Annotated in this window: 12 protein-coding genes; 4 read left to right on the top strand and 8 right to left on the bottom strand. The window is 38.5% G+C overall.

The window, feature by feature from the left end; translation table 11 throughout:
- The first annotated feature begins 172 nt into the window (after positions 1-172).
- Both ALPR1_RS12005 and ALPR1_RS20355 read left to right on the top strand, forming a co-directional pair.
- Positions 173-2,008 (top strand): alpha/beta hydrolase-fold protein, encoded by a 1,836-nt coding sequence (locus tag ALPR1_RS12005; RefSeq protein ID WP_008201014.1) that lies wholly within the window; start codon positions 173-175, stop codon positions 2,006-2,008.
- Between the two features lie 85 nt (positions 2,009-2,093).
- Entirely contained in the window at positions 2,094-2,606 is a 513-nt protein-coding gene (locus ALPR1_RS20355; protein WP_008201015.1) for a DUF4943 family protein, read from the top strand.
- Positions 2,607-2,665: 59 nt separating this feature from the next.
- Here the strand turns inward: ALPR1_RS20355 and ALPR1_RS12015 are convergent, their stop codons facing one another.
- Both ALPR1_RS12015 and ALPR1_RS12020 read right to left on the bottom strand, forming a co-directional pair.
- On the bottom strand, positions 2,666-3,961 hold the full coding sequence (locus tag ALPR1_RS12015; protein WP_008201016.1) for a serine hydrolase domain-containing protein: 1,296 nt from the start codon (positions 3,959-3,961) through the stop codon (positions 2,666-2,668).
- Positions 3,962-4,162: 201 nt separating this feature from the next.
- A complete protein-coding gene (locus ALPR1_RS12020) occupies positions 4,163-6,058 on the bottom strand; it encodes a sulfatase family protein (protein ID WP_008201017.1) in 1,896 nt (631 codons plus the stop codon).
- A 367-nt stretch (positions 6,059-6,425) separates the two neighbouring features.
- Between ALPR1_RS12020 and ALPR1_RS12025 the strand changes: the two genes are divergently transcribed.
- Both ALPR1_RS12025 and ALPR1_RS12030 read left to right on the top strand, forming a co-directional pair.
- On the top strand, positions 6,426-7,184 hold the full coding sequence (locus ALPR1_RS12025; RefSeq protein WP_008201020.1) for a sulfite exporter TauE/SafE family protein: 759 nt from the start codon (positions 6,426-6,428) through the stop codon (positions 7,182-7,184).
- Positions 7,185-7,407: 223 nt separating this feature from the next.
- Complete coding sequence (locus tag ALPR1_RS12030) at positions 7,408-7,815, top strand: 3D domain-containing protein (protein ID WP_008201021.1); 408 nt, start codon at positions 7,408-7,410, stop codon at positions 7,813-7,815.
- 98 nt (positions 7,816-7,913) lie between these two features.
- On the opposite strand, the gene ALPR1_RS12035 is transcribed toward ALPR1_RS12030, so the two are convergent.
- The 6 genes from ALPR1_RS12035 to ALPR1_RS12060 all read right to left on the bottom strand — a co-directional run bounded on the left by ALPR1_RS12035 (position 7,914) and on the right by ALPR1_RS12060 (position 21,401).
- Complete coding sequence (locus tag ALPR1_RS12035) at positions 7,914-9,131, bottom strand: ATP-binding protein (RefSeq protein WP_237701532.1); 1,218 nt, start codon at positions 9,129-9,131, stop codon at positions 7,914-7,916.
- Between the two features lie 172 nt (positions 9,132-9,303).
- On the bottom strand, positions 9,304-10,173 hold the full coding sequence (locus ALPR1_RS12040) for a tetratricopeptide repeat protein (protein WP_008201024.1): 870 nt from the start codon (positions 10,171-10,173) through the stop codon (positions 9,304-9,306).
- 9 nt (positions 10,174-10,182) lie between these two features.
- Positions 10,183-13,869: an eCIS core domain-containing protein gene (locus tag ALPR1_RS12045; RefSeq protein ID WP_008201025.1), complete on the bottom strand. Its 3,687-nt coding sequence runs from the start codon at positions 13,867-13,869 to the stop codon at positions 10,183-10,185.
- A 36-nt stretch (positions 13,870-13,905) separates the two neighbouring features.
- The gene (locus tag ALPR1_RS20360) at positions 13,906-15,402 is read right to left on the bottom strand and encodes an eCIS core domain-containing protein (protein WP_008201026.1); all 1,497 of its coding nucleotides are present in this window, start codon (positions 15,400-15,402) and stop codon (positions 13,906-13,908) included.
- Positions 15,403-15,451: 49 nt separating this feature from the next.
- Entirely contained in the window at positions 15,452-17,065 is a 1,614-nt protein-coding gene (locus ALPR1_RS12055) for a contractile injection system tape measure protein (protein ID WP_008201027.1), read from the bottom strand.
- A gap of 4 nt (positions 17,066-17,069) precedes the next feature.
- A complete protein-coding gene (locus ALPR1_RS12060) occupies positions 17,070-21,401 on the bottom strand; it encodes a PKD domain-containing protein (protein ID WP_008201028.1) in 4,332 nt (1,443 codons plus the stop codon).
- Positions 21,402-21,404: the final 3 nt, after the last annotated feature.

Consider the following 21,404-nt stretch of genomic DNA (forward strand, 5'->3'; position numbering starts at 1 on the left):
AAAAACAACCCTTCTCAAGTCTATAGAAAGGTTTTCTATTCCCAGAATCGTACTGCTACCCTCCTCCTATTGTATAAGGATATACCCTCTTTGACCTTATAAAGCTAGACAGAGCGGTTGTACAACTAATCACTTTGATCTATTTTTACAAAAGACCTAAACCCATTAACCTATGAAAAAAACTTTTCTATTTACCCTACTCCTATGCTCTGGACTGACGATTGCTCAGGCACAACAAGGAACCAAAGAGCGTGTCAAAGTACATAGCAAAGCACTGGAGGGTAACCTGATTGGAGACCCTGCAGACCGTGACGTAACCGTCTACCTCCCTCCTTCTTATCAAACTGACCCAGACAGACATTTCCCTGTTCTCTACATGTTGCATGGATTTACCGACACAGATTCCCAGTGGTTTGGTTGGGAGGATCACTGGATCAATCTTCAGGCGGTGATCGAGCAGTCACTTGGCGCAGGTATTTCCAAAGAAATGATTGTGGTGATGCCCAATGCCTACAATAAATTTAGAGGAAGCATGTATGCAAGTTCGGCAACTGTTGGCGATTGGGAAACCTTCGTTACCAAAGAACTGGTAAGCTACATTGACTCCAACTACAGAACCCTAGCCAATAAGTCCAGTAGAGGACTTGCCGGACATTCTATGGGTGGCTATGGCACACTTCGTTTGGGAATGAAATATCCTGAGGTTTATTCAGCAATCTACGCTCTAAGCCCTTGTTGCATGGATGGCGGAGCAAGTACTGATCCTGAGTTGATCTCCAAATTGGAGAAATTAACTCCAGATCAAATCAATGACGTTTCTTTCTTTGAAATAGCGGCTTTGGCTACCTCAGCGGCATTCGCCCCTAACCCTCAAAACCCACCTTTCTATCTAGACCTGCCAGCGAAAGATGGATCGCCAAGAGAAGACATTATCAATAAGATCACAGCCAACCGCACGCTCACCATTATTGATCAATATATTCCTAACTTGAAGAGGCTTAAAGCCATTGGAATGGATGCAGGGACCGAAGATAGAGGTATCAGCTCAGCTACTAAAAAGCTACATGATGTATTGGATTCCTATCAGATCGAACACCTTTTTGAAAGCTATGAAGGTGACCATCTCAACCGTATCGCAGAGCGTATTGAAACCAAAGCCTTGCCTTTCTTTTCAGAACACCTTGTTTTCCAGAAGAGCACGGTAAGCGAGATCATTGAAGATGGAGGTACCGGTGAGTACCCTGCATTAATGACATCTGAAACCAGCCTTCCTACACATACCATCTTTAGGCCTCAAAACATAGAGGCTTTTGGTGGATCCAATAAACTTCCTGTGATCGCCTGGGGTAATGGTGCATGTTTCGATTCCCCTTGGGAGCATGTCAACTTCCTCAATGAAATTGCTTCCCATGGCTTCTTGGTAGTTGCGATTGGAACTATGCCTAAACAGACGGATGTTCGCTCCAAGTCACAAAAACTCTTGGATGCCATCGATTGGGCAATTGCTCAAAATAATGACCCTACAAGTCCTTATTTTCAAAAGATCGATACAGAACAAATTTCAGTTAGCGGTATGTCTTGCGGTGGGCTGCAAACGCTTGAAGTTGCGGATGATCCAAGAGTAAGCACGGTGGGTGTATTCAACAGTGGCGTTTTGGGGAATCCTGGAGGTGGAATGCCCGGCATGCCTCAGGTTACCAAAGATCAATTGCAAAATATCAAAGTCCCTACCCTTTACTTACTAGGTGGAGAATCCGACATCGCCTATGGTAATGGAATGGACGATTTCAGTCGAATCAATCATATTCCTGTTTTTGTGGGAAACCTGGATGTAGGACATGGCGGTACCTATGGACAGCCACATGGTGGAGAATTTGCTCGGGTAGCTTTGAACTGGTATCTATGGCAATTGAAAGGTGATGAGGAAGCAGGAAAGCTTTTCTCGACAAATCCTCCAGGCCTTTCGAAATGGGAAGGATGGGTTGTAGAGAAGAAAAATATGGATTAAGTTATTAAAACCTATCAAATGGCCTCTATTACCTGCAATATGTAGATAGTAGAGGCTACTTTTAAACCTAACACTTTTTGACACAATGAAAAGAACTGGAATACACGCTCTTCTTTTGATTCTATTGGTTTTTGCAGGATGCAAAGACGAATCAGAATCTCCAAATATGAGTGTCGAGCGCTATGTTGAGCTCTTGAAAGCAGGAAAATACGAACATTGGCAGTTACCAAATTTTTCCTCTAGTGATATCCCAAAACTGTTGACTTTTAGAAATGAGAAGCAAATCATAGAAGGTTTCCCTGTGAATACCCTTTCATCCTACTTGACCCTAGAGTGTACTCTGGGTGTTTACGTTCTATGGACGATCGAATCCATTCGAGCTAGATCAATTGGAAGTAAGTTTCTAATGGGTACTTTTCCGTCTCAAAACCCCGTAGTCAAGGACAGACAATCTTTAGAATTCGTTGAACAAACTGACCTAATTCAACAGAAAATAGCTGACTCCTATTTCGACTGGTGGGAACCAAATAAATCAAAGGATTTTTCAGAATTCAATCAAATTGACCCCTTAGAAAAAACCAAGTTTAGGTGGCATTAACTCAAATACTGAGCTTTAAATCAAACTAGATCCGTCTTAGGAAAACCTCTATCAAAAACCTACTTATCCTCTGCCTGATAAAACACATCCATCAAAGCAGTTCTAATATTTAAACCATACAATTTCTGATGGTCTCTAGAAGGATAAACCCTGTTGGAAAGGAAAATATATGTGATTTTATTGATAGGGTCGGCCCATACAAATGTTCCCGTAAATCCTGAATGTCCAAAGCTTTCTGGGCTAGCTAAAGGAGAAGGATAAGCTTCTGACAAAGGAAGCTCCGAGTTATTCAAAAGCGGTTTATCAAACCCTAACCCTCTCCGATTGTCATTTTCTGGAAATTGGACTTCGGTAAACTCCTTAACGGTTTCAGCTGAAATCAATTGTTGGCCATTGACCAACCCATAATTTTGATAAAACAGCATCAATTTGGCTAAGTCATCCGCCGTACCAAATAAGCCTGCATTTCCCGAAACACCTCCTTTTAAAGCTGCGTTTTCATCATGCACCCATCCTTTTACCAAGGTTTTTCGAAAAAGTGAATCTACTTCAGTGGGGACAATCGCATTATCATAATTTTTTTTCTCGGGAAGGTATCCTAAAGTATTTGCACCTATAGGTTGGTAGAAATTCTCCTCCAAATAGCTTTGATAGTCTGTACCCGTAATTTGCTCGATCAATGTGGGATAAATCAGAAAAGTGAGTCCCGAATACAGGTATTTCTTTTCGTCAGAAACTTTGGATCGATTGATCATTCGGTTCATCTTCCGCTCAAAGCGATCCTTGATATAAATTCCATCGTATGCTTGCGCATGAAACCGTTTATCGGAAGTATCATGTACAAATCTTTTTTTGATCTTACCATTCTTCCGCACCACCTTATTCAAAAACACGATGTATGGCACCAAACCCGCCTGATGGGCTAAAATCTCCCGGAGTGTCAGGACTTTTTTATCCTTTCTGTGTCTCCATGGCTTCCAATAGGTGCTGAATGGTTCATCCAGATCCAACTTCCCTTCATCCACCAATTTCATTATAGCCGGTAAGGGTCCAGAAATTTTGGTAACAGAAGCTAAATCATACAAATCGTTCAGGGCTACAGCCTGCTTCTGGTCATAGGTATGAAAGCCATAGGCCTTGTGAAAAATTACCGTATCGTTCTTTGCTACCAAAACTTGGGCTCCAGGAAAGCCCAAGCTATCCATGCCCATTTTCATTATGGAATCCACTTTTTGATTGATGTACTCTTCATCAAACCCAAAATCGGAAGGGTTGGCCTGGATCAGCTCTCTCTGAGCAAATCCAAGCTGCATGACAAAAGTGATCAAGAAAAACGATAATGCTGTTTTTTTCATTGGGAGTAGGTTTATCCAAAAATATGGAAAAATCTTGCGCTTAATAAAGGCTTCGTATAGACAATTCCACCGATCAAAAAATAAACTCCAAACTTAAGAAAGGTTGACTTCATTACTCCGACTAGTAGTTAAAGGCATAGTCCAAGTTCCACATGGTGGCTTTAGCAAGTTCCACCACTTTCACATATCATTTAGCTCACTCTACTTATATTCAAAATTATTAGGGATCAATCCCAAACTACCTAAGAAATCCTTGCTTGCCGCTGAGGTGTTATAAACCACATCTTCATTTTCATAAACTTCCGTGACCACCTCGATAAAAGGTTTTTTGTAATCTGAATAAATCAGAAAATTGATCGCAAGCAATGAGAGATGTGAGTTGGTACTCTTCACATACTTTTTAAGAATTTCTTCAGCCTGAGAATCTTGATCCAATTCATATAGCAGAGAAGCTATAGTTATTGAAACTGGAGCGTAATCATCTGTTAAAGCCTTTAAAAGTTTATCCTTATTGGCTTTCAACAAGTCTAAATTTTGAGACCTCAGACCTAAAGCCGCCCAATACCTCTGAATTTCATTTTGGCTTTTCAAAAATTCCAGCTGTTTTTCCATCACTTCCTGACCTTGAAAACCAGATAGCTTGGCCACTTGATAAATATCCTCAAAAGGGTAGCTTTCACTGCTTTGACGAAATTGATAGGGTGAAGATTTCTCGGAAATATTCTCCAACTCCATTTCTGGTAAAAAAAGTACATCTCTTCGTTCCAAAATATGAGATTCCAGCGATGCTCTCATCTCCAACAATTTGGATTGATATTCTTCCTTGCCTGCAAGGTTTATCGTTTCCCATGGATCGTTTTCAAGATCATAAAGTACTTCTGGAGCCCTTGCTTCGAAATGGCTCTTTTGTAAGGCATTGAGGTTTCCCTCAGCCAAGTCTTTTCGCATTTCCTGCTTGATGTCTCCTATTTCCATATACCTGATATATTTATTCTCAGGCATATAAGTCATGTAATTCCTTGAATACACAAATCGTCCATCCGTTACAGTTCTTACCAGATCAATCCCATTATCAGATCTATCGGATGAAAGAAATAGCTTTTCTACCTTCTCATCTCGATCCTGTCCTATCATTATTCTGCCTTTTAGATAATCTGGGACAGGAGCTCCTGCTAAACTAATTAGGGTTGGGGCCAAATCTTCAAAGCTTATAAGCTCCTCAGTAACTGTCTTTGTCCCCCAAGGAGACAGATCTTCATATTTCGGAGGAAACCAAACAGTAAAAGGAACCCTATATCCATAATCTATTCCATTTGTTTTACCCCTTGGCATCCCTTCCCCATGATCTGCATAAATAAAAATGATGGTTTCATCTAAGAGACCATCTTCCTCCAAGCGACTTAAAAGAGCTTTGATTTTATTGTCTGTGAGCTTTAAACTGTTGTATACACGCGCCATTTGTTTACGCATATTTGGGCTATCCCGATAAATGGGAGGCATTTCAAACTCATTTTCTCCAATTCTTTCCTCCTCTGGTAATTTCTCTAACACATTTGCTAAATACCATTCATAGGGATGTGTCATGGTGCGGGATTGATGGGAATCCGCAAAATTAAAAACAGCGAAAAAAGGTTGGCCTTCCTTCCTGTTCCACCAACCTGCTTGACCTGAACTTTCATTCCAGGCTTCTTCAATAAAGGCTTCTACATTCCCAACATTATAATCTGTTTTACTATTATTCGTCACATAGTAACCGGCTTGCTGCATATAAAAAGGAAAACCTTTGATCTCAGAGGGAATGGCATAATTGCTTCTATGGTTACCTGTTCCCAATTCATAGGTTTTTACTCCTGTGATAATGGTAGACCTACTGGGAGAGCAAACGGTGCCCGTGGAGAATGCATTTAAAAACTGAACTCCTTCTCTAGTAAACTTATCCATGGTAGGTGTACTGGCATGCTTATTACCATAACTGCCAATAAATTGAGGCGAAGTATCTTCAATCGTTATCCAAAGTATATTAGGCTGTTGTGCAAAGCCCATATTAGAGCTAAAAAACCCGAGGAATAGGCAAATCACTAATTTGTTCAATCTCATAATATTTGTTACTACACAAAAACTTTCAAGAGGAGATACTCCAAGTTCACATTGAGGAGAATCAATAATGTTTTCTTTAAAGAAAGACTCTATTTTTTTCCTAATATGAAAATTTTTATCTAAAAGTTAATTTACTTTTTCACATTTCTTATCAACGGAATAAAGAGGATTCTTTCCTATAATTAAAAAATTGCCAACAAAAACACGCTTGCAGATGCTGATCAGCTTCAATGTTTTCATTCTTAACACCTAGTATCCTGCTTTGCATGTTATTTTTGACACTTTCCTATTTTGAAAAATCAAGCTAGCATTAACGAAAACAGGACTTTTTGATTACATTTCTAATCCTTTTGACCAGCTGATTTTCATGATCACCATAGAATTCCTCCCTTATATTTTTTTCATTATCGCATTGTTTTATAGTTCGGTGGGTTTTGGTGGAGGCTCTAGTTACCTCGCTATTATGAGCTTATTTCTGACAAATTTCTATGAGATCAGATCCACCGCCTTGATTTTGAATATCTGTGTAGTTACCATAGGCACCCTTCTATTCATCCGAAACAAGGTTTTTGATATCAAACTGTTTTGGCCATTTTTGGTATCAAGCATCCCTCTAGCCTATTTTGGAGCACAATTACGTCTTTCTCAACAAGCTTTCTTCCTAGTTCTAGGGGCTTCTTTAATTCTTTCCGGCCTAGCAATGGTGCTACGGTATATACAAGCCAAATTAGTTTCTCATGAATTCAGCCTAGTGAAAAAGTTAGGACTCGGGGGAAGTGTTGGTTTGTTGGCTGGAATTTCCGGAATCGGTGGAGGAATTTTTCTAAGCCCAACATTGAATCTGTTGAATTGGGCCAACCCAAGAACTGTTGCATCCTTAGCCTCCGTTTTCATTTTAGTCAATTCCATTTCCGGGCTTGTGGGCTTGACGGTGGCCGATACCTTTCAGGTAGACCTGGATTTAATCTGGAAATTGGTTTTAGCGGTAATTCTTGGTGGAAGCATAGGTTCTTACCTTTCAAACAAGAAATTCAACCTGCGATTTTTGGGTGGCTTGACAGCCGTGCTCGTCATATATGTTGGATTGAGACTGGTATTGATGCATGGTTTTGGGATTAATATTTAAGATCCATTTTTCTGATTTTAGAATTTTCTAAAGCTTTATAAACCCAGATCCATCAATTAAAAGATTCTTGTTTTTCTGATAATTACGACAGCATTCATTACACTCCAAACTTAAGAAACGTCCAAATAACTAGGCTGTTACGAATAATTGTTTATATTAAATATACCAGCCGGGCCTAAAAAATTGTCTTTGAAGACTTTATTTAAAATTAGGGTTATTCACCATGCGCAAAATAGATACATGCATTTCGTATTTCTTTTTTGCTTCTATTTTACTGTTTATTGGATGTAGTAGTCCAAAAAAAAGAACAATGGAAGTTAATGCTTCCGCCTACAATTCAGTGAAATATCAAACATCCAACGAACCCAACCTCACTGCCTTTGGAGACACCTTAAAGAGTGGTATGAAGGCGATTGCCATTTCTAGAGATTTATTGGATTCTGGATTAAATCATAATATGGAGGTCAGCATTGAAGGTTTGGAAGGAACCTATTTAGTTCTTGATTTAATGAATCGTAGATGGACAAAAAAAATAGATCTCTATATGGGAACTGATGTAGAAAAAGCAGAAGAATGGGGAAATCAAGAGGTCACTATAAGCTGGTTACCTCCGAATAATAACTCAGATTAAACTATTTTTTTTTTAATATGTTTTTTATCCACTTGGAGCTACTATTAAATGTAAAACCTCCCAAATAATTAATAGGGAATCAGTAATTCCTCAAAGTCCTAATTCGAAATTTTTCCTTCTTTGAGTAATTCCTTTTTGATCCCCAAAAGCAAGTCTTCCTCTTCAATAATTTCCTTTTTCTTACTCAATGTTTTGAGGCATGCAAATTGAATTACATTCACAATATTAGCCCCTGTGAGTTCGTATTTTTTCGAAATCAAATCCAACTTTATCCCCTTACCCAACTTTGCCTTGAGTGGAATATTTTTTTGCCAAAGACTTAGTCTTTCTGCAGAACCCGGATAAGGAAACTCAATAATGCTTTGAAACCTTCTCGTGAATGCGGAATCAATGTTACTTTTGAAATTTGAGGCTAAAATTACTAAGCCAGGATGATTTTCAATCCGCTGAAGGAGATAGGAGACTTCCTGATTTGCGTATTTATCATGTGCATCCCTCACATTGGTTCTTTTACCAAACACCGCATCTGCCTCATCAAAAAATAAAATCCAGTTTTTATTGGCAGCCTTATCAAATAATGAGGAGATGTTTTTTTCTGTTTCTCCAATGTATTTTGAAGTAACCATCGATAGGTCAATCCTATAAACATCCTTCTTGGTATATTTACCCAATAGGCTAGCTGTCAGAGTCTTTCCTGTTCCCGGAGGACCGAAAAACATCACTCTAAATCCAGGTTTAAGGCGCTTGCCCATTCCCCAATCATTCATCAATTGTTGCTCATGTTTTAACCATTCTTCAATTTCATGAATTTGGTCCAATGTCTTAGAGTTTAAAACCAAATCTTCCCATTCTAACTCTGTCTTAATAAGTTCAGCTGGAAAGTTTATCCCAAGTTTTGGTTTATTGACTGTACCTGTAGTAAAAAGCTCAGCGTACTCAGAATCCATCAATAAAGCTCCAGACCATTCTGGGTCCGTTCTACCTACTTCTTCCAAATAAAGAATTCCCTTCTTAAATAATTCTGACTCTTGAAAGATGGGAAAATATTGTCTTCGGGTATTGGGATCATTTCCTGCCAAAACATACAAAGCTGTTTCCCCTGTGGGAATGATACCACGATGATTTTTTGATTTCACTCCGCCAAACTCAGGGAACTCCCCTCCTTTTGGAAAATAATCCTGAATAATCCGGTTAAAAAATCCAGGGTCAACATGAGGAGTCAAAGCCAGCACCAAAAGCAATAAGTTTTGGTTTTGAATCTGATGCTCAAAAATAAATTTGCCCAAAGCATCTTCCTTGTTAAGGTGAAGGTTCATCTGGGGTTTTTGCAGGCTATCCACTTTCCCTAGTTCAAAGTCCAGCCGAGATCTTATGGCAACATTCAAAAATTTTAACAACTCATTCATATTCTGCTATCTATTCAAAAAATATAACCTTCTTATTTTCTTTCATTTAACATTACTCATCCCACAAAATCAGTCCATTAAACTAGTTTAGTTGTTTTTTTATAAGTTGGGAATAATGTTGAGCTTTTTGATAAGAAGGGTCAATCTTAAGTGCTTTTTCAAACAGTTGAGCGGCCATTTCCAATTGATTGATACTGAACATCACAACCCCTTTTTCAGTAAGGATTTGTTTATGATCGGGATAGAGCTTCAGAAGGAAATCCAGGTGATAGAGTGCTTGCTCAATCTCAGACATGGCCATGTAATTTATTGCTAAATAGTGGCGAAAATCCAATTGATCAGGAACTTCTGCTAATGCTTTTTTTAAAGCTTTTTCTGCTATTCCATAGTTTTTTTGAAGGTGCTCGACTCTGCCAATTTGAAACCAGATTTCAGGATTTTGGCTTTTTTCAGAAACTGAATAAAGAATCTCCAGTGCATCTTCCAACTGGTTCTGAAGTATTAAAACCTTTGCGTATTCCAGTAAATACTCAGGCCTGGCTTCAATTGCAATGACTTTATTCCAATAGTTTTTCGCTAGATCATAGTCTTTTTGGTGGGTAGATAATCGAGCTAAACTTATCCAGGCGCCCATGGAATCAGGGTGCTTTTGAGTGGTATCAAGGTATTTTTGTTTGGCTTCCTCCACCTTGCCCATCATGGCTAGTGTATTTCCTTCATTTATTAAATAGCTAGCCTTATCCTCAATTTTGATCGCCTTTTTAAAATAATTTAAAGCTGTTTCAAAATTTTTTTTCTGATGATACAAAAGCCCCATATTGTTCAACAAAGAGCTGTTTTTTGGATCCAATTGAAATGCATCCTTAAACGATTTTTCAGCTTCATTCAATTTGCCCTCCAAAAAAGATTTTGCTCCTTGATTATTGAGCTCTATAGCTTTACTCAATTCCATACTTTTAATTTAATCAAATAAGTCGTTTTTAACATCCCTAGCCAGTCCCTTAGCCATATTAACCACATCCAGATCAGGGTAGATCACTTCAATATCATCAAATGACATATCAAATGGTTCTCCTTCTCTATATTCCACAGGGAACACGATCCCAAACTGGATATCAGGACCCCATTCGTATGAGGCTAAATTATGCCTCCAAGTTTCCGAGACCGACAGGAATCCTACCCCCAAGCTTGCCCTAGCGAATGCATTTAATTCAAATGTGAATTTCGGATTCACAGTGATTCTACCTTCAGCATCTATAGCCAAGCCTGTTTGAGGACTCCAATTCACATCTACAGATGCTAATGCTTCTCCCTCTAAACCTAATTCACCTGCTAGTTCAATTCCACCTGTCAAGCTTGCTATTCCCGCACTTACTCCAAGACTCAAGTCCCCGCGAAGTGTTAATCCGGCATCTGCAGGTATTCCAAATTCACCATGACCAGCAACCGTGGTTTCCTCTTCATGCTCAGGATTATAAGTAATCTCAGCAGACATATTTCTCAATTCTCCCGGACCAAAACCTGCTGAGAAGTCAAGCCCTCCACCAATTTGCGCAACCAAGCCAATACTTCTAGGCCCAAGCGGAATAGCAAAAAGTGGGATTTCGATGGTTGGAACAGTGAATAGATTTCTATTGAATTCCCGTCTACTGAAGACCTCATAGCTATCGGCATCAAGTCTGGCAGTAACTTCAATCTCCCCTTCTGGTGTAAACTTCACTCCCGCTGTGGCTGCCAACCAAGGCGTCAACTGAAGGGTTAATGTTCCACCTCCATAAACACTAAAGTTTTCATCTGGCTCCCCAGTAGGCTCTCCATCCTCGCCAATTGCCCTATTGGTTGCTCCCACTTCTATCGTACCACTAAGCATTCCTCGCTCATAGGAAGCTCTACCTTCAAGGGTTATCACTCCGTTTTCATAGGTAACAGACAATGAAGAAGAAATGCCTGGAATATCGGGTTGAGCAGTACCAGAAACAAATACACTGTACTCTTCATCACCCTGTGCTTTAGAAACCCGAGCTTCCACATTTCCTCCTGTGATCCCGGGTATATCGCTACTCAGATCAAAATTACCGCCAATGGAAAAACCTTCCTCACCGTACTGAATAGACATTGAACCACGTTCAATACCGGGTATATCAAGCTCAGCTTCACCTGTGGCACTGAAGTTATTTTCGCTATAAGTAGCATTGATAGTGGCAGATTTCACTCCTCTGACCTTGCCTTCGGGAATCCCAATTTCCCCTCCTATGGTCCAGATATTATCCTTGTATTCTACATTAATTTCTGCTGGATCAAAAAGCTCAGAATCAAAGTTAAAGGCACCTTCCAGTTCGAAACCACCTCCCGTTGATGCAGAAGCACCAATATGTCCTTCACCTACTTGGTCGATACCAAAGTTTACTTGGCCTTGAATTACAAATCCGTTTTGGATCCCATAACCTAAAGTTAAGCTAACATCAGAAACTGAGAATGGTGCTGGCATGTCAAGATCACCACTGGAAAAGACCTTTTGTAACATGACATCATCTTCTGTGATAACGATTTCTACATTAGATCTTGAAATAAATGGTACTGATGGTAATAAGGTCCCAGAACCGATTAATCCAGAATCAGTTATCATCAAATTGTCAATGGAAAATGGACTTAATAAATCAAATTCAGCATTGCTATTATTGAGGAAATTCTTTAAGTCTTGAGAATCTAAATAGCCAGCATAAGTAGTTCCTGGCATTTTATAAATAGGCCAGTTAAAAAATTCCGGTAACATTAGAATTCTTCGATCTCCTTTTCTGAATTTAAAGGGTTTTCCTCTTAGATGACCTTTTTGACCACTTTCAATTTGAGGATCAAATTGCATTGATTCTACATTGAAAAATTTCCCATGCATGGTTAGACGGGGCCTAAACAAATTTGAAGAAGCAGCTTGGGTAATTAAATTTGGATCATTCCAGTCTAGTTTAGTTCGAGCATTAAGATTATCACCCCAGTAGAGGACATAACTTGAACTTGATCCAATTTGATTCTCTAAGTTAAGGCTAGCCGGATGAGGATCAAATGGCAACGATGGGTTGGGATCTGGGTCCTGAAAATCATAAATGCTTATTGCTCTTCTACCCTTTTCTCTATCAAGTAATTTTTGAACATGATCGCCACTCTCAATTTTTCCCTTATCCCAAATTTTTATATTTGGTGGATCTTGTCCTTGACTGAAACTCCTGTAATGGATATCGTAATTTGGTTTGATGTTTCGGTCTATCGTTCTATTATTAATTCTTGAAGTATTGACCCCTCTGGCATTTAGTGCATTTTTTAAATCTTCATCTGCTCCAATTAAGCTAATCAAAGTTCTATTTACGTTTCCCTTGATAAGATTACCCGATTCACGGTTAGCTTCTTTTGATAATAAGTGAAGGTTATCTATACCACCGGCAGTCCTAACCCTTGGCCAGCCTTTTAATTGTAATTCTTGTTTGTGGTCAATTTGGTAAATTTCCTTTTCACCGCTTGGGTCATCCCAAAATGGAACTTTTAAATTTTCTGCCAATAAATTAGGATCACCATTTCTTTCAAATTTTTTGGTTCTTCCTCCTGATCTTACAGATGTTGTAATTCGATACAACTGATCATTTTGTAAACCTCCATTTAATAACTTTTCTGCTGCCCCAGTGCTAGCTATGGAATCCCATTCCCCAGCTTGATTGGGGTCGTTTTCCTCTTCTCTACCTCCTCCGCTGAATTCTCTAGCCCGAAAATTATTATCCCCAGACATGAAGGTTTGTTTAAAACTTGGTATAGGAAGGTTATCAACATATATTTTTGGAGGGTTTGTGGTGAAATCGAAATTATCGCCTGATTGGGCAATTTCATCTTCCTCTCCCTCCTTCTGCACCATCTTTCCTTGAATAGCCCCACTACTTCCCTGCTGTATGGTATGGGTCAGTTCATGAGCGAGAAGATTTTGACCCGCTGAACTTCCAGGATCGTACTTTCCCTCATTAAAATAAATATCATTTCCATGAGTAAATGCCTGCGCTCCCAGTTCTTGACTCATCTGTACGGCAGAGCTATCTGTATGAACTTTTACATCCGAAAAATCAGCCCCGAAGCCACTTTCCATTGAGCTTCTGATACTTTTATCCATCTCAGTGCCCCCAGTCCCTAATTTTATCTGACTCTCAAGTTGAGGTGAAACGCTACTTTCTTGATCTGATTTAGCTTGAAGACTTCCCGTATTGTTTTCATCTTCCTCATCCGATCCAGCAACCGAATTCATTTGAACTTCCTCATCCTCCTTCTTTTGGAGTTCTTCCTCCTCTTCTTTCTCTTGAACTTGCTCCTCTTCTACTTTAGCTTGAACAACAGGGGTTATGGTTTCGGCCAGGGGTTTTTGTTTGCCTTCTGTTTCTGAAGTCTCCTTTGTTTGAACATCTTCTTCTTGTTGGGATTGAACTTGATGATCTGCTTTAGAAACTGGGCTACCTCCATTCATTTCACCCACCACCTGCTCAGCCATTTGATCAGCTTCGAGTTCGTATTTATCTCCAGGTTGGCCCACATTCAACTTGGCCTGAAAAAAGTCATCAGGCTGCTTTTGGGCTGAAGCCCCATTATTGTCAGACGTCTTGGAGTTGAAAGACTTCATTTATTCCCTATCAATTTTTATAAATTCATCTTGCTTTTAATTTCCCAACTTCATTAAATCGATAAAACTGAATACATCTACCTTATTGAGCTTTTTATCATTTAAGTTTTTCTTAATCTGATCAATTTGATCGGGATTGGTTTTATCTAGTTTTTGGTCTGCATCGGCCATACTATAGCTTGGGTGCCCTCCACCTCTCCACATCATATTATCTTTGTTTTGAATATGATGTAATTTCTTGATCAAATTCCCCAGTAATCCAGCTTCATCCCTTTTTTCCATCAAATGTTTTAAGCCTGCTGTATGCCCCACCTCATGTGGAATAGTATTTTTATCTGATCCAGAAATCATTCCTGGAGTGTGCTTTTCATTTAAATACACAATGGTTCCATAGAATGGTCCCCTTCCATAAGTACCCTTTACTTTGGGATGGGAATCATCTAAAACCACCATTAAATGCTCCTCAAAAAAATTAAGGTCTGTCAACTTATTAATCACCCGAATATCTGCGCTGGTACTCACATCATATAACACGTCGATTCCTAATAACTTCTTTCTTAATTTACCTTGATAACTATTCTCAATTTGGCTTTTCGCAGCACTGGCAAGCCCTGATGTGTTTAAGGCCGCATTCGAACTTTTATTAAGAACTGCAGCTTTAAATTTTAAATTTAAATCAGCCTTGATAGTCGTCCCGTCATAGGACTTATACGTTTCATTTTTAGCCCATTTTCTTTGCACTTTCCTTTGCACCATTCCTTTTTGTTGAATGGTATGAGTCAATTCGTGAGCTAACAGACGTTTCCCATTCTGGCTTTCTGGTTGATATTTACCAGAATTAAAATAGATATCATTTCCATGGGTAAAAGCTTGTGCATGGATTTGCTTACTCATATCATTCGCTCTGGCATCATGATGGATTCTTACCTGACTAAAATCAGCACCAAAACCACTTTCCATTTCATTTTTAATGGACTTATCTAATGCTTTCCCAGAACCTTTGCTTTGATTTAAGGTAGTTTCAATTGAATTAGCCCTTTTTTGGTGATTCAAATTGTTAGCCTCGGACTTTGTTTGAAGCGCCTCCTCTTCTTCCTCAGCTTGTACAGCTTCCTCCTCTTCTTGTGATTGTACAGCCTCCTCTTCTTCCTGAGACTGTATCGCTTCTTCCTCCTCTTGGGATTGAACAGCTTCCTCTTCCTCTTGAGACTGGACCACCTCTTCTTCTTCCTGAGCCTGAACTGGTTCCTCCTCCTTCATATCCTGCTTTTGAACTTTACTAATGGATTCAGAAATTGGTTTTTGCTGTACCTCCTCCTCCTCAGCCCCTTTGGATTGAATTGGGTCAGTGGAAGAAGTTTGATTTACCACCTTATCAGCCATGGCATCTGCTTCTTGCTCATACTTATCACCCGGCTTTCCAGTTTCAAGTTTTGCCTGTACGCCAAAAAAATCCTTTGATTGATCATCGGATTTCATTGAAACCTGATTATTACTTAATTCTGGCTTATGTTTTTTCTTCAATTCTCTCATGACCCGCTGGATATACCCTTAAAAAACAATGCTGTGTTTTGGCTTTATTCTACCATTCCACAAATAACAATTCTTTCCGCCAAGGAAATTTCACCAAGCTAATGGACCATGGGACTTGATCTAGTAAAATGTCCTGAGCTTTTCTCTCAACCACCATTTTATGATGATTACCCTGGAGACTAATTTTTCCCCTTCTACACAGAAACTCTGATCTAAGTGTATCTGCGCTAGTACTTTTTAATGCTTTCCAGTGACCTAATACATCAGAAAGCAATTCTTCAGCAGCTTCCTTCATATCATCAGGTAAGACCACATTTCTTTCCAGAGGTTGATCAAAAGGAATATTGCAGCAATATTTTTCAAATAGCAACTCATGATCAAAAGCCTCTTCCTCCTTCGTTGCTAAAAAATGTAACAGATGAACAGCAGTGTTTTTATCTTTCAATCGATTATCCTCACCTATCAATCCAACATTCTTAAAAAATGGCTTAACGAAGGAATGAATCAAAACCAAACCAGCTTGACTTACGAGAATTCCTTCATCCAAAATTGAAGTTTCCTCATCTTGGTGATCATCATTAATTTCCTTTTGTGGTTCTTCTATTGTTGAATCTTTGGTTTTCCAAGCATCTAAAAGCGCTGTCTGATCATTTTTAGAAATAGTGGCTTTTTTCCATTTGCCATCTTTTCCAAGCAGGCTAAGCTTTTGATTGAAAACAGAAAAGGAATCTTCTACTGATTGATATTTTTCACCATGAAAATCCTTGGCAAATTGATGCATTTCATTCAGTAGGATCTGTATTTTCTGAAAATTATAAGGATCGTTTTGAACTGCCTTTTGCCAGAAAGAATTAACCTGAGTAATAAATTCTGTCTTATAGCTTTTATTGGAAAGGAGTTTCCAATTCAGTGTCCAAAATTCATTTTTCAATTTGTTTTCTGGTACTGATTTTATCCAGGATTTATAAATTTTGCTTTGCTTCAATCCGTTGGTAGTATTAGCAAGCTCCATAAATAAAATTGATAATTGTGCGTCAGAAAACTGCTTGATAAAGCGCGCCAAAACCTCTTTTTGTCCAGCAAGCTCGATTAAATATTTCCTAAAAATCGGCTCCTCCAGAAGGTATTTAATGTCTTTTAAATTGTCCCATCCCTTGAAGAAATTAGTCTTTTCATTTTCTCCAATCCACCAAGGAAGCCTTCCATTTTGAAGTACATATATGATAGTGTTAATCTCTCTTGAAGTACTAGAGTCGAGATTTAAACGCTCACTTTCTGTTAAACTTTGGTCAATAATAGATTTGGGAACAGCCCCTTCCTGGGCTTCCATCTCCACAACTTTACTCTCCAATTGTTTAAGCTGCTGCTCTAACTGAACTTTGAACTGATTTAATAAATGATCTAGCACCAGCTTATTTTTAGTTTTACCGAAGCTATCGATCAAATCTTTTTGGCTTTTTAGATCAATTTTTAAGGAGGGGATCTGTAAATGCTTATTAGAAACTTTTTGACTGATCATTTCGAGGTACTCCTCCAGTACTGGGAATAACTCTCTCTCTAAAAATGAAGAAACATGATTTTTGATATGAAAAGCAGTTTCTTCATCTGAAGTATGGAATTCGACCATCACCTTGTTGACAATATGTTTCTTTACTTGTTCCAAGAAATTATACCATTAAAGTCAATTGATTTTGTAAGCCATTTTTCAGGTAAGGAACACTATCAAAAACTTCTAACAATTCTTCATAGATACCGGGGATTTCATCATTTACATCCCATTTGATACTTGATCCCTGTAATTCTTTAAAGTCAGAGGTTATTCGGCTTACAATCGCATCAAACTGAAACTCAGCACCTCTTTCAATCAGGACTTCTTTGTCTTGACATCTAATCAATGTATAGAATAATTGAACAAAGGTTTTGTACAGATCTTTCATTGGAAGTACTCCTGGTCCATTATTTGAATTCATCTCCATTATGTAAGAAATTAATGGTGGATAATGATTCGAGAAAATCTGCATCAGTTGTTTATTCTGCTCATCCCCACCGGCTAAGTATAGACTTGAATTTTTGACTATTTCAGCGAAACCAATAATGTCAGCACCATTATCATTCTTAATTCCATTAATTGCCTGAGTGTAAGTTTGCTGTCCCCAGTCATCTATTTTTTCAAAATCCGGACTTTCCATGAACCTCGATATCCTCAAATTCTGATCTGAAAGCCATTTCTCACCTATATCTGTACATGTGTCGACTGAACCCGATTGTAAAATTATTATTGATACATTAGAACTTGCTTCTTCGCATAGATTGCTAAGTATAGCAAGAACGGAAACCTTTAATGAAGTTACTGAAGCAGGGAAAGTTTCGGTATAAGAGCTCTCTGAAGTACCTGCTCGGTCCTTATCATTTATTGACCAGATATACTCTCTTACTGAAGAAGGTGGATTAGTAATAGTTAGGGTAACTGTTTTTGAATTATTTGTTGGGTTATTAACCGCTGAGGTTGTAAATGCAATCACTGGAGTTTGATACACTCTTACGATCAAGTCCGTTTCCTTACCATTTACCCTAAACCTTAAATCCTTTTCCAGATCTATATCTTCAATCAGGATTGGGTTAAATACAAATCCATTTCCATTTTCTCCGGGTTGAACTCCCGGACCAGTCACATTTCCGTCATCTGGAACCACTCCAAATGCAACAGGTTCAGTACTTTGGTCCCTACAGAATTCATTTGGAGTTAAGGTTAGATCAACTTCCTCTTCCTGTTCCTCAAAAACAATTTCTCCAGTAACTCTATTTGGGCAAGCACCATTTTCAGGAGTAATAGTCAATGAAACTGAAATTTTATTTTCAGCATTTACAGGTAAAGAAAAAGTCTTTTTGGGTGCTACCTCAGTAGAAGAAGTACCATCTCCGAACTCCCATAAATACCCTGCATTATCAAATGAAGGAGAGGCAGAAAATTCAATGCTAGGATCACTTACCGGGCCATCTGGTAGATTTAAGACAAATGTAGGAGCTTGTAAAACTGTTAACTTAGCATCTGTAGGTTCATCATTTACCAAGAATGATATAGCTTCTCCAAGCATCTCTTTAGGAAATGCTCCAGGATCAATGCTAATAGATCGACCTGAGATAATTACACCCGCCACATTATCTACCACTGTCACTTCTCCATCCACAGGTATCACCTCAAAGCTGATCTCCTCTTGCTCTAAACCTAGGCAATAGGTTTCGGTATTAAGGTTTAAGAAAATAACTGGACGCGGAACGATGAAGTTAATTGGATTGCAATCTGAACAGCATCGATATGGGAGCATAAAATCTGCTATGACCGTTTTGTCTTTTAAATTACTCTTAAGATTCCTACTCTTCAATACATCTAAACCATGCAAACTAGATTTATCTCCTGATAGCTGTTTTCTAAAAATTTCAAGATCCTTTTCCAAGTTTTTAGGATCAGTAAAAAGATTCAACTCCTTACTGATTTCATTCAAATCAATCGTCTTTGAAAAATCTCCATAACTATTTTCTGCAACACTTATTTCCTTAAACCCAGCAATTGAAATCCCTCTTTTACTCACACGGGTAGGTCGTGTGTAATAGACCATCACAAAAGTTCCTCCCTTACTTACTCCAGCTCTATGATCTAGACCAGGATGGTGTTCATGAAAGTTTGAAAACTGTAATTGCTCAAGGATGTGTTTCTTTCTAGCTTCAATTTCTGCCTGAAGAATTTTCAGTTTATTTGCGGCACAACAAACAGATGTAAAATACAATGCGCGGGACTGCAGGCTACTTTTCAATCTATCATTGATAGAAAGTTTTTCCACTCGCTTGCTAAACTCGTCTAGTTTCTCACACAAACTTTCAATAGAAGTCTCATATTCAACAATATAGCCACTATCTAATTCAAAAAGTCTTTCAGGTATATAGTTAGAGATATCGTAGGATGCAGCAATAATTTCTATGGGCTTGTCCACTAAAGCAACTTTTTCATCTTCTTGGATTTGAAAATCTTTTAGGTAATTAGCTACCTCTTTTTCTGCCTCAACTTTAATTTCATTGTACCCATAGTAAACTGGCATTTCAGCAGTGAAGACTGGTTGGAATACAAATCCAAGAGATTCCTCCTCTTCTTTCACATTTTTTATAACGCTTTCCCGAATGCTTTTACTATTCTCAGTTTTGTAATCCTGAGTGGACTCAAATAAGTAAGGATACAGTCTTTTAGCTTCTGCTAAAGTGATTTTCTGATTTTTTATCAAAATTGCCAATTGCTCCAAAGTCATGGTATCACTCTTTGAAGTTGGTTGATAAACCTTGGATGTTTCTTTAATTGAAGCTACTTCGGATTCAGATTCAGCTGCTGCATTTTCCTCTAAAAGTTCCTTGATTTTTAAGGAGGTGAAAAATGAGGTTATCTTCCCTGTAACACAACTGATCTCATCATTCCATGCATCAAGCAATACCATTAAATCTTCAAAGTGACACTTATAATCCTCCATTCTTATGGAATCCAATGCCTCATTTATGGAAACTGCTTTTACATCAAAATCCAGGTTGTACTTATAAACCAAATCCTGAATTTCAATCATCGCTTTTTCGAAGCCTTGCCCCTGATGTCCTTCTATCCTATAAAAATCATTTTCGTCAGTATCTATTTCTAATGGTTCTATCGTAATTCCTGTCTCTTCATCCTTTTGCCTTACATAACTGGTAATATCAGAATTGAACCCCATTCTAGATTTTTCAAAACTCCAATTATTCAAAAGGACACTGTTCGCTTTGTAATAAAAAGGGATTGCCTTATCTCCTAAATCTCCGCTAAATACTGAGGGAGTGATATTGATATCCGTCACAGGAGTATGGAAAGTGGATAAAATCAACCGTAGTCTTTCCAATAATAAATGAAGTTTATTGGTGACAGAAGTATCTCCAGTAATTGGGGAGCTGTAAAACCCATGTCGGTATTGCTCAGTTCCAACAGATGGAATGACCCTTCCTAGCATCAAATGTTTTGGGAATGCATTGATATCAGGTAGACATGTAGCATTTAGCTTGAAAAGGGTTTCGATTATTTCATGGTAGGTACTAATGACATCCCTCAGCCAATCATATTGATACTGGAAAAAGTTAACATAGGTGGAACTGGGTTTCTGCTGGAAAATTTTGAGTGCTTGCTCTACATTCACATTTACTCCCAAGAATTCAGATATACTGTTCAAGCCATCAGAAAGCTTTCCAATATCAGCTCCCATAATCGCGCTGTAATAACTGTCTTCTAATTTTTGCAAATCTTTAGTATTTGCCTTGGACAGCAACACCTTTTGTAATTTGACTTTCTTTAATTTTCCATAAAGAGTTTTAATATCAAGCTTTTGGTAAACTCCATCATCTGCAAGCAAGTGCTTGGCCCCTGCCACATCTGTGAGCAATACTCTTAAATGAGCAACCTGCTCTACCCCTTGATTATCACAGTTTATTCCACTACACAAATCCGCCTCACGAGCATAGGTTTCCAGGTATAAAACCGCTATTTTATCAACCAGACCACCTATTTGGGAAATGGGTTGATCCGTCTCGTTGGCTTTTTCCTTAGGTACTAATTCCCATAAATTGATTTTGCTTTCTCCTAAATTGAATTTTTCGTAATGGCTGTTTTCATCGTTAAAATCCCGAAAATGAGTATAGTCTACGAATTCTTCTACTATCCTAAGACCAGGAGAATCTTCTTCAGCAGCCTCTCTTAAAAGTTTCAGCAAATCTCCATCTGTGGTCACTCCTATGCCTTGGGAAACACGAATAATGGTACTCGTGGGCCTGCTGATCTTAAATCCACAGACGATTCCGACTCCATTCAAAAAAACACGCGTCAATCGGTCCTGGTCTTCAAAAAAAGCTATAGACTCATTTAATTGAGTATGAGTCAATACCTGATCCACTTTGTAAGTGTGGTATTGGGTTGTGATTGTACTTAGTTTATTAGCCATGAC

The organism is Algoriphagus machipongonensis, assembly GCF_000166275.1.
Lineage (GTDB): Bacteria > Bacteroidota > Bacteroidia > Cytophagales > Cyclobacteriaceae > Algoriphagus > Algoriphagus machipongonensis.

Excerpts from the sequence above, each read along its gene's own strand:
- ALPR1_RS12005 (WP_008201014.1), top strand. The coding sequence starts at position 173 with ATGAAAAAAACTTTTCTATTTACCCTACTCCTATGCTCTGGACTGACG.
- ALPR1_RS20355 (WP_008201015.1), top strand. The coding sequence starts at position 2,094 with ATGAAAAGAACTGGAATACACGCTCTTCTTTTGATTCTATTGGTTTTT.
- ALPR1_RS12015 (WP_008201016.1), bottom strand. The coding sequence starts at position 3,961 with ATGAAAAAAACAGCATTATCGTTTTTCTTGATCACTTTTGTCATGCAG.
- ALPR1_RS12020 (WP_008201017.1), bottom strand. The coding sequence starts at position 6,058 with ATGAGATTGAACAAATTAGTGATTTGCCTATTCCTCGGGTTTTTTAGC.
- ALPR1_RS12025 (WP_008201020.1), top strand. The coding sequence starts at position 6,426 with ATGATCACCATAGAATTCCTCCCTTATATTTTTTTCATTATCGCATTG.
- ALPR1_RS12030 (WP_008201021.1), top strand. The coding sequence starts at position 7,408 with ATGCGCAAAATAGATACATGCATTTCGTATTTCTTTTTTGCTTCTATT.
- ALPR1_RS12035 (WP_237701532.1), bottom strand. The coding sequence starts at position 9,131 with ATGAACCTTCACCTTAACAAGGAAGATGCTTTGGGCAAATTTATTTTT.
- ALPR1_RS12040 (WP_008201024.1), bottom strand. The coding sequence starts at position 10,173 with ATGGAATTGAGTAAAGCTATAGAGCTCAATAATCAAGGAGCAAAATCT.
- ALPR1_RS12045 (WP_008201025.1), bottom strand. The coding sequence starts at position 13,869 with ATGAAGTCTTTCAACTCCAAGACGTCTGACAATAATGGGGCTTCAGCC.
- ALPR1_RS20360 (WP_008201026.1), bottom strand. The coding sequence starts at position 15,402 with ATGAGAGAATTGAAGAAAAAACATAAGCCAGAATTAAGTAATAATCAG.
- ALPR1_RS12060 (WP_008201028.1), bottom strand. The coding sequence starts at position 21,401 with ATGGCTAATAAACTAAGTACAATCACAACCCAATACCACACTTACAAA.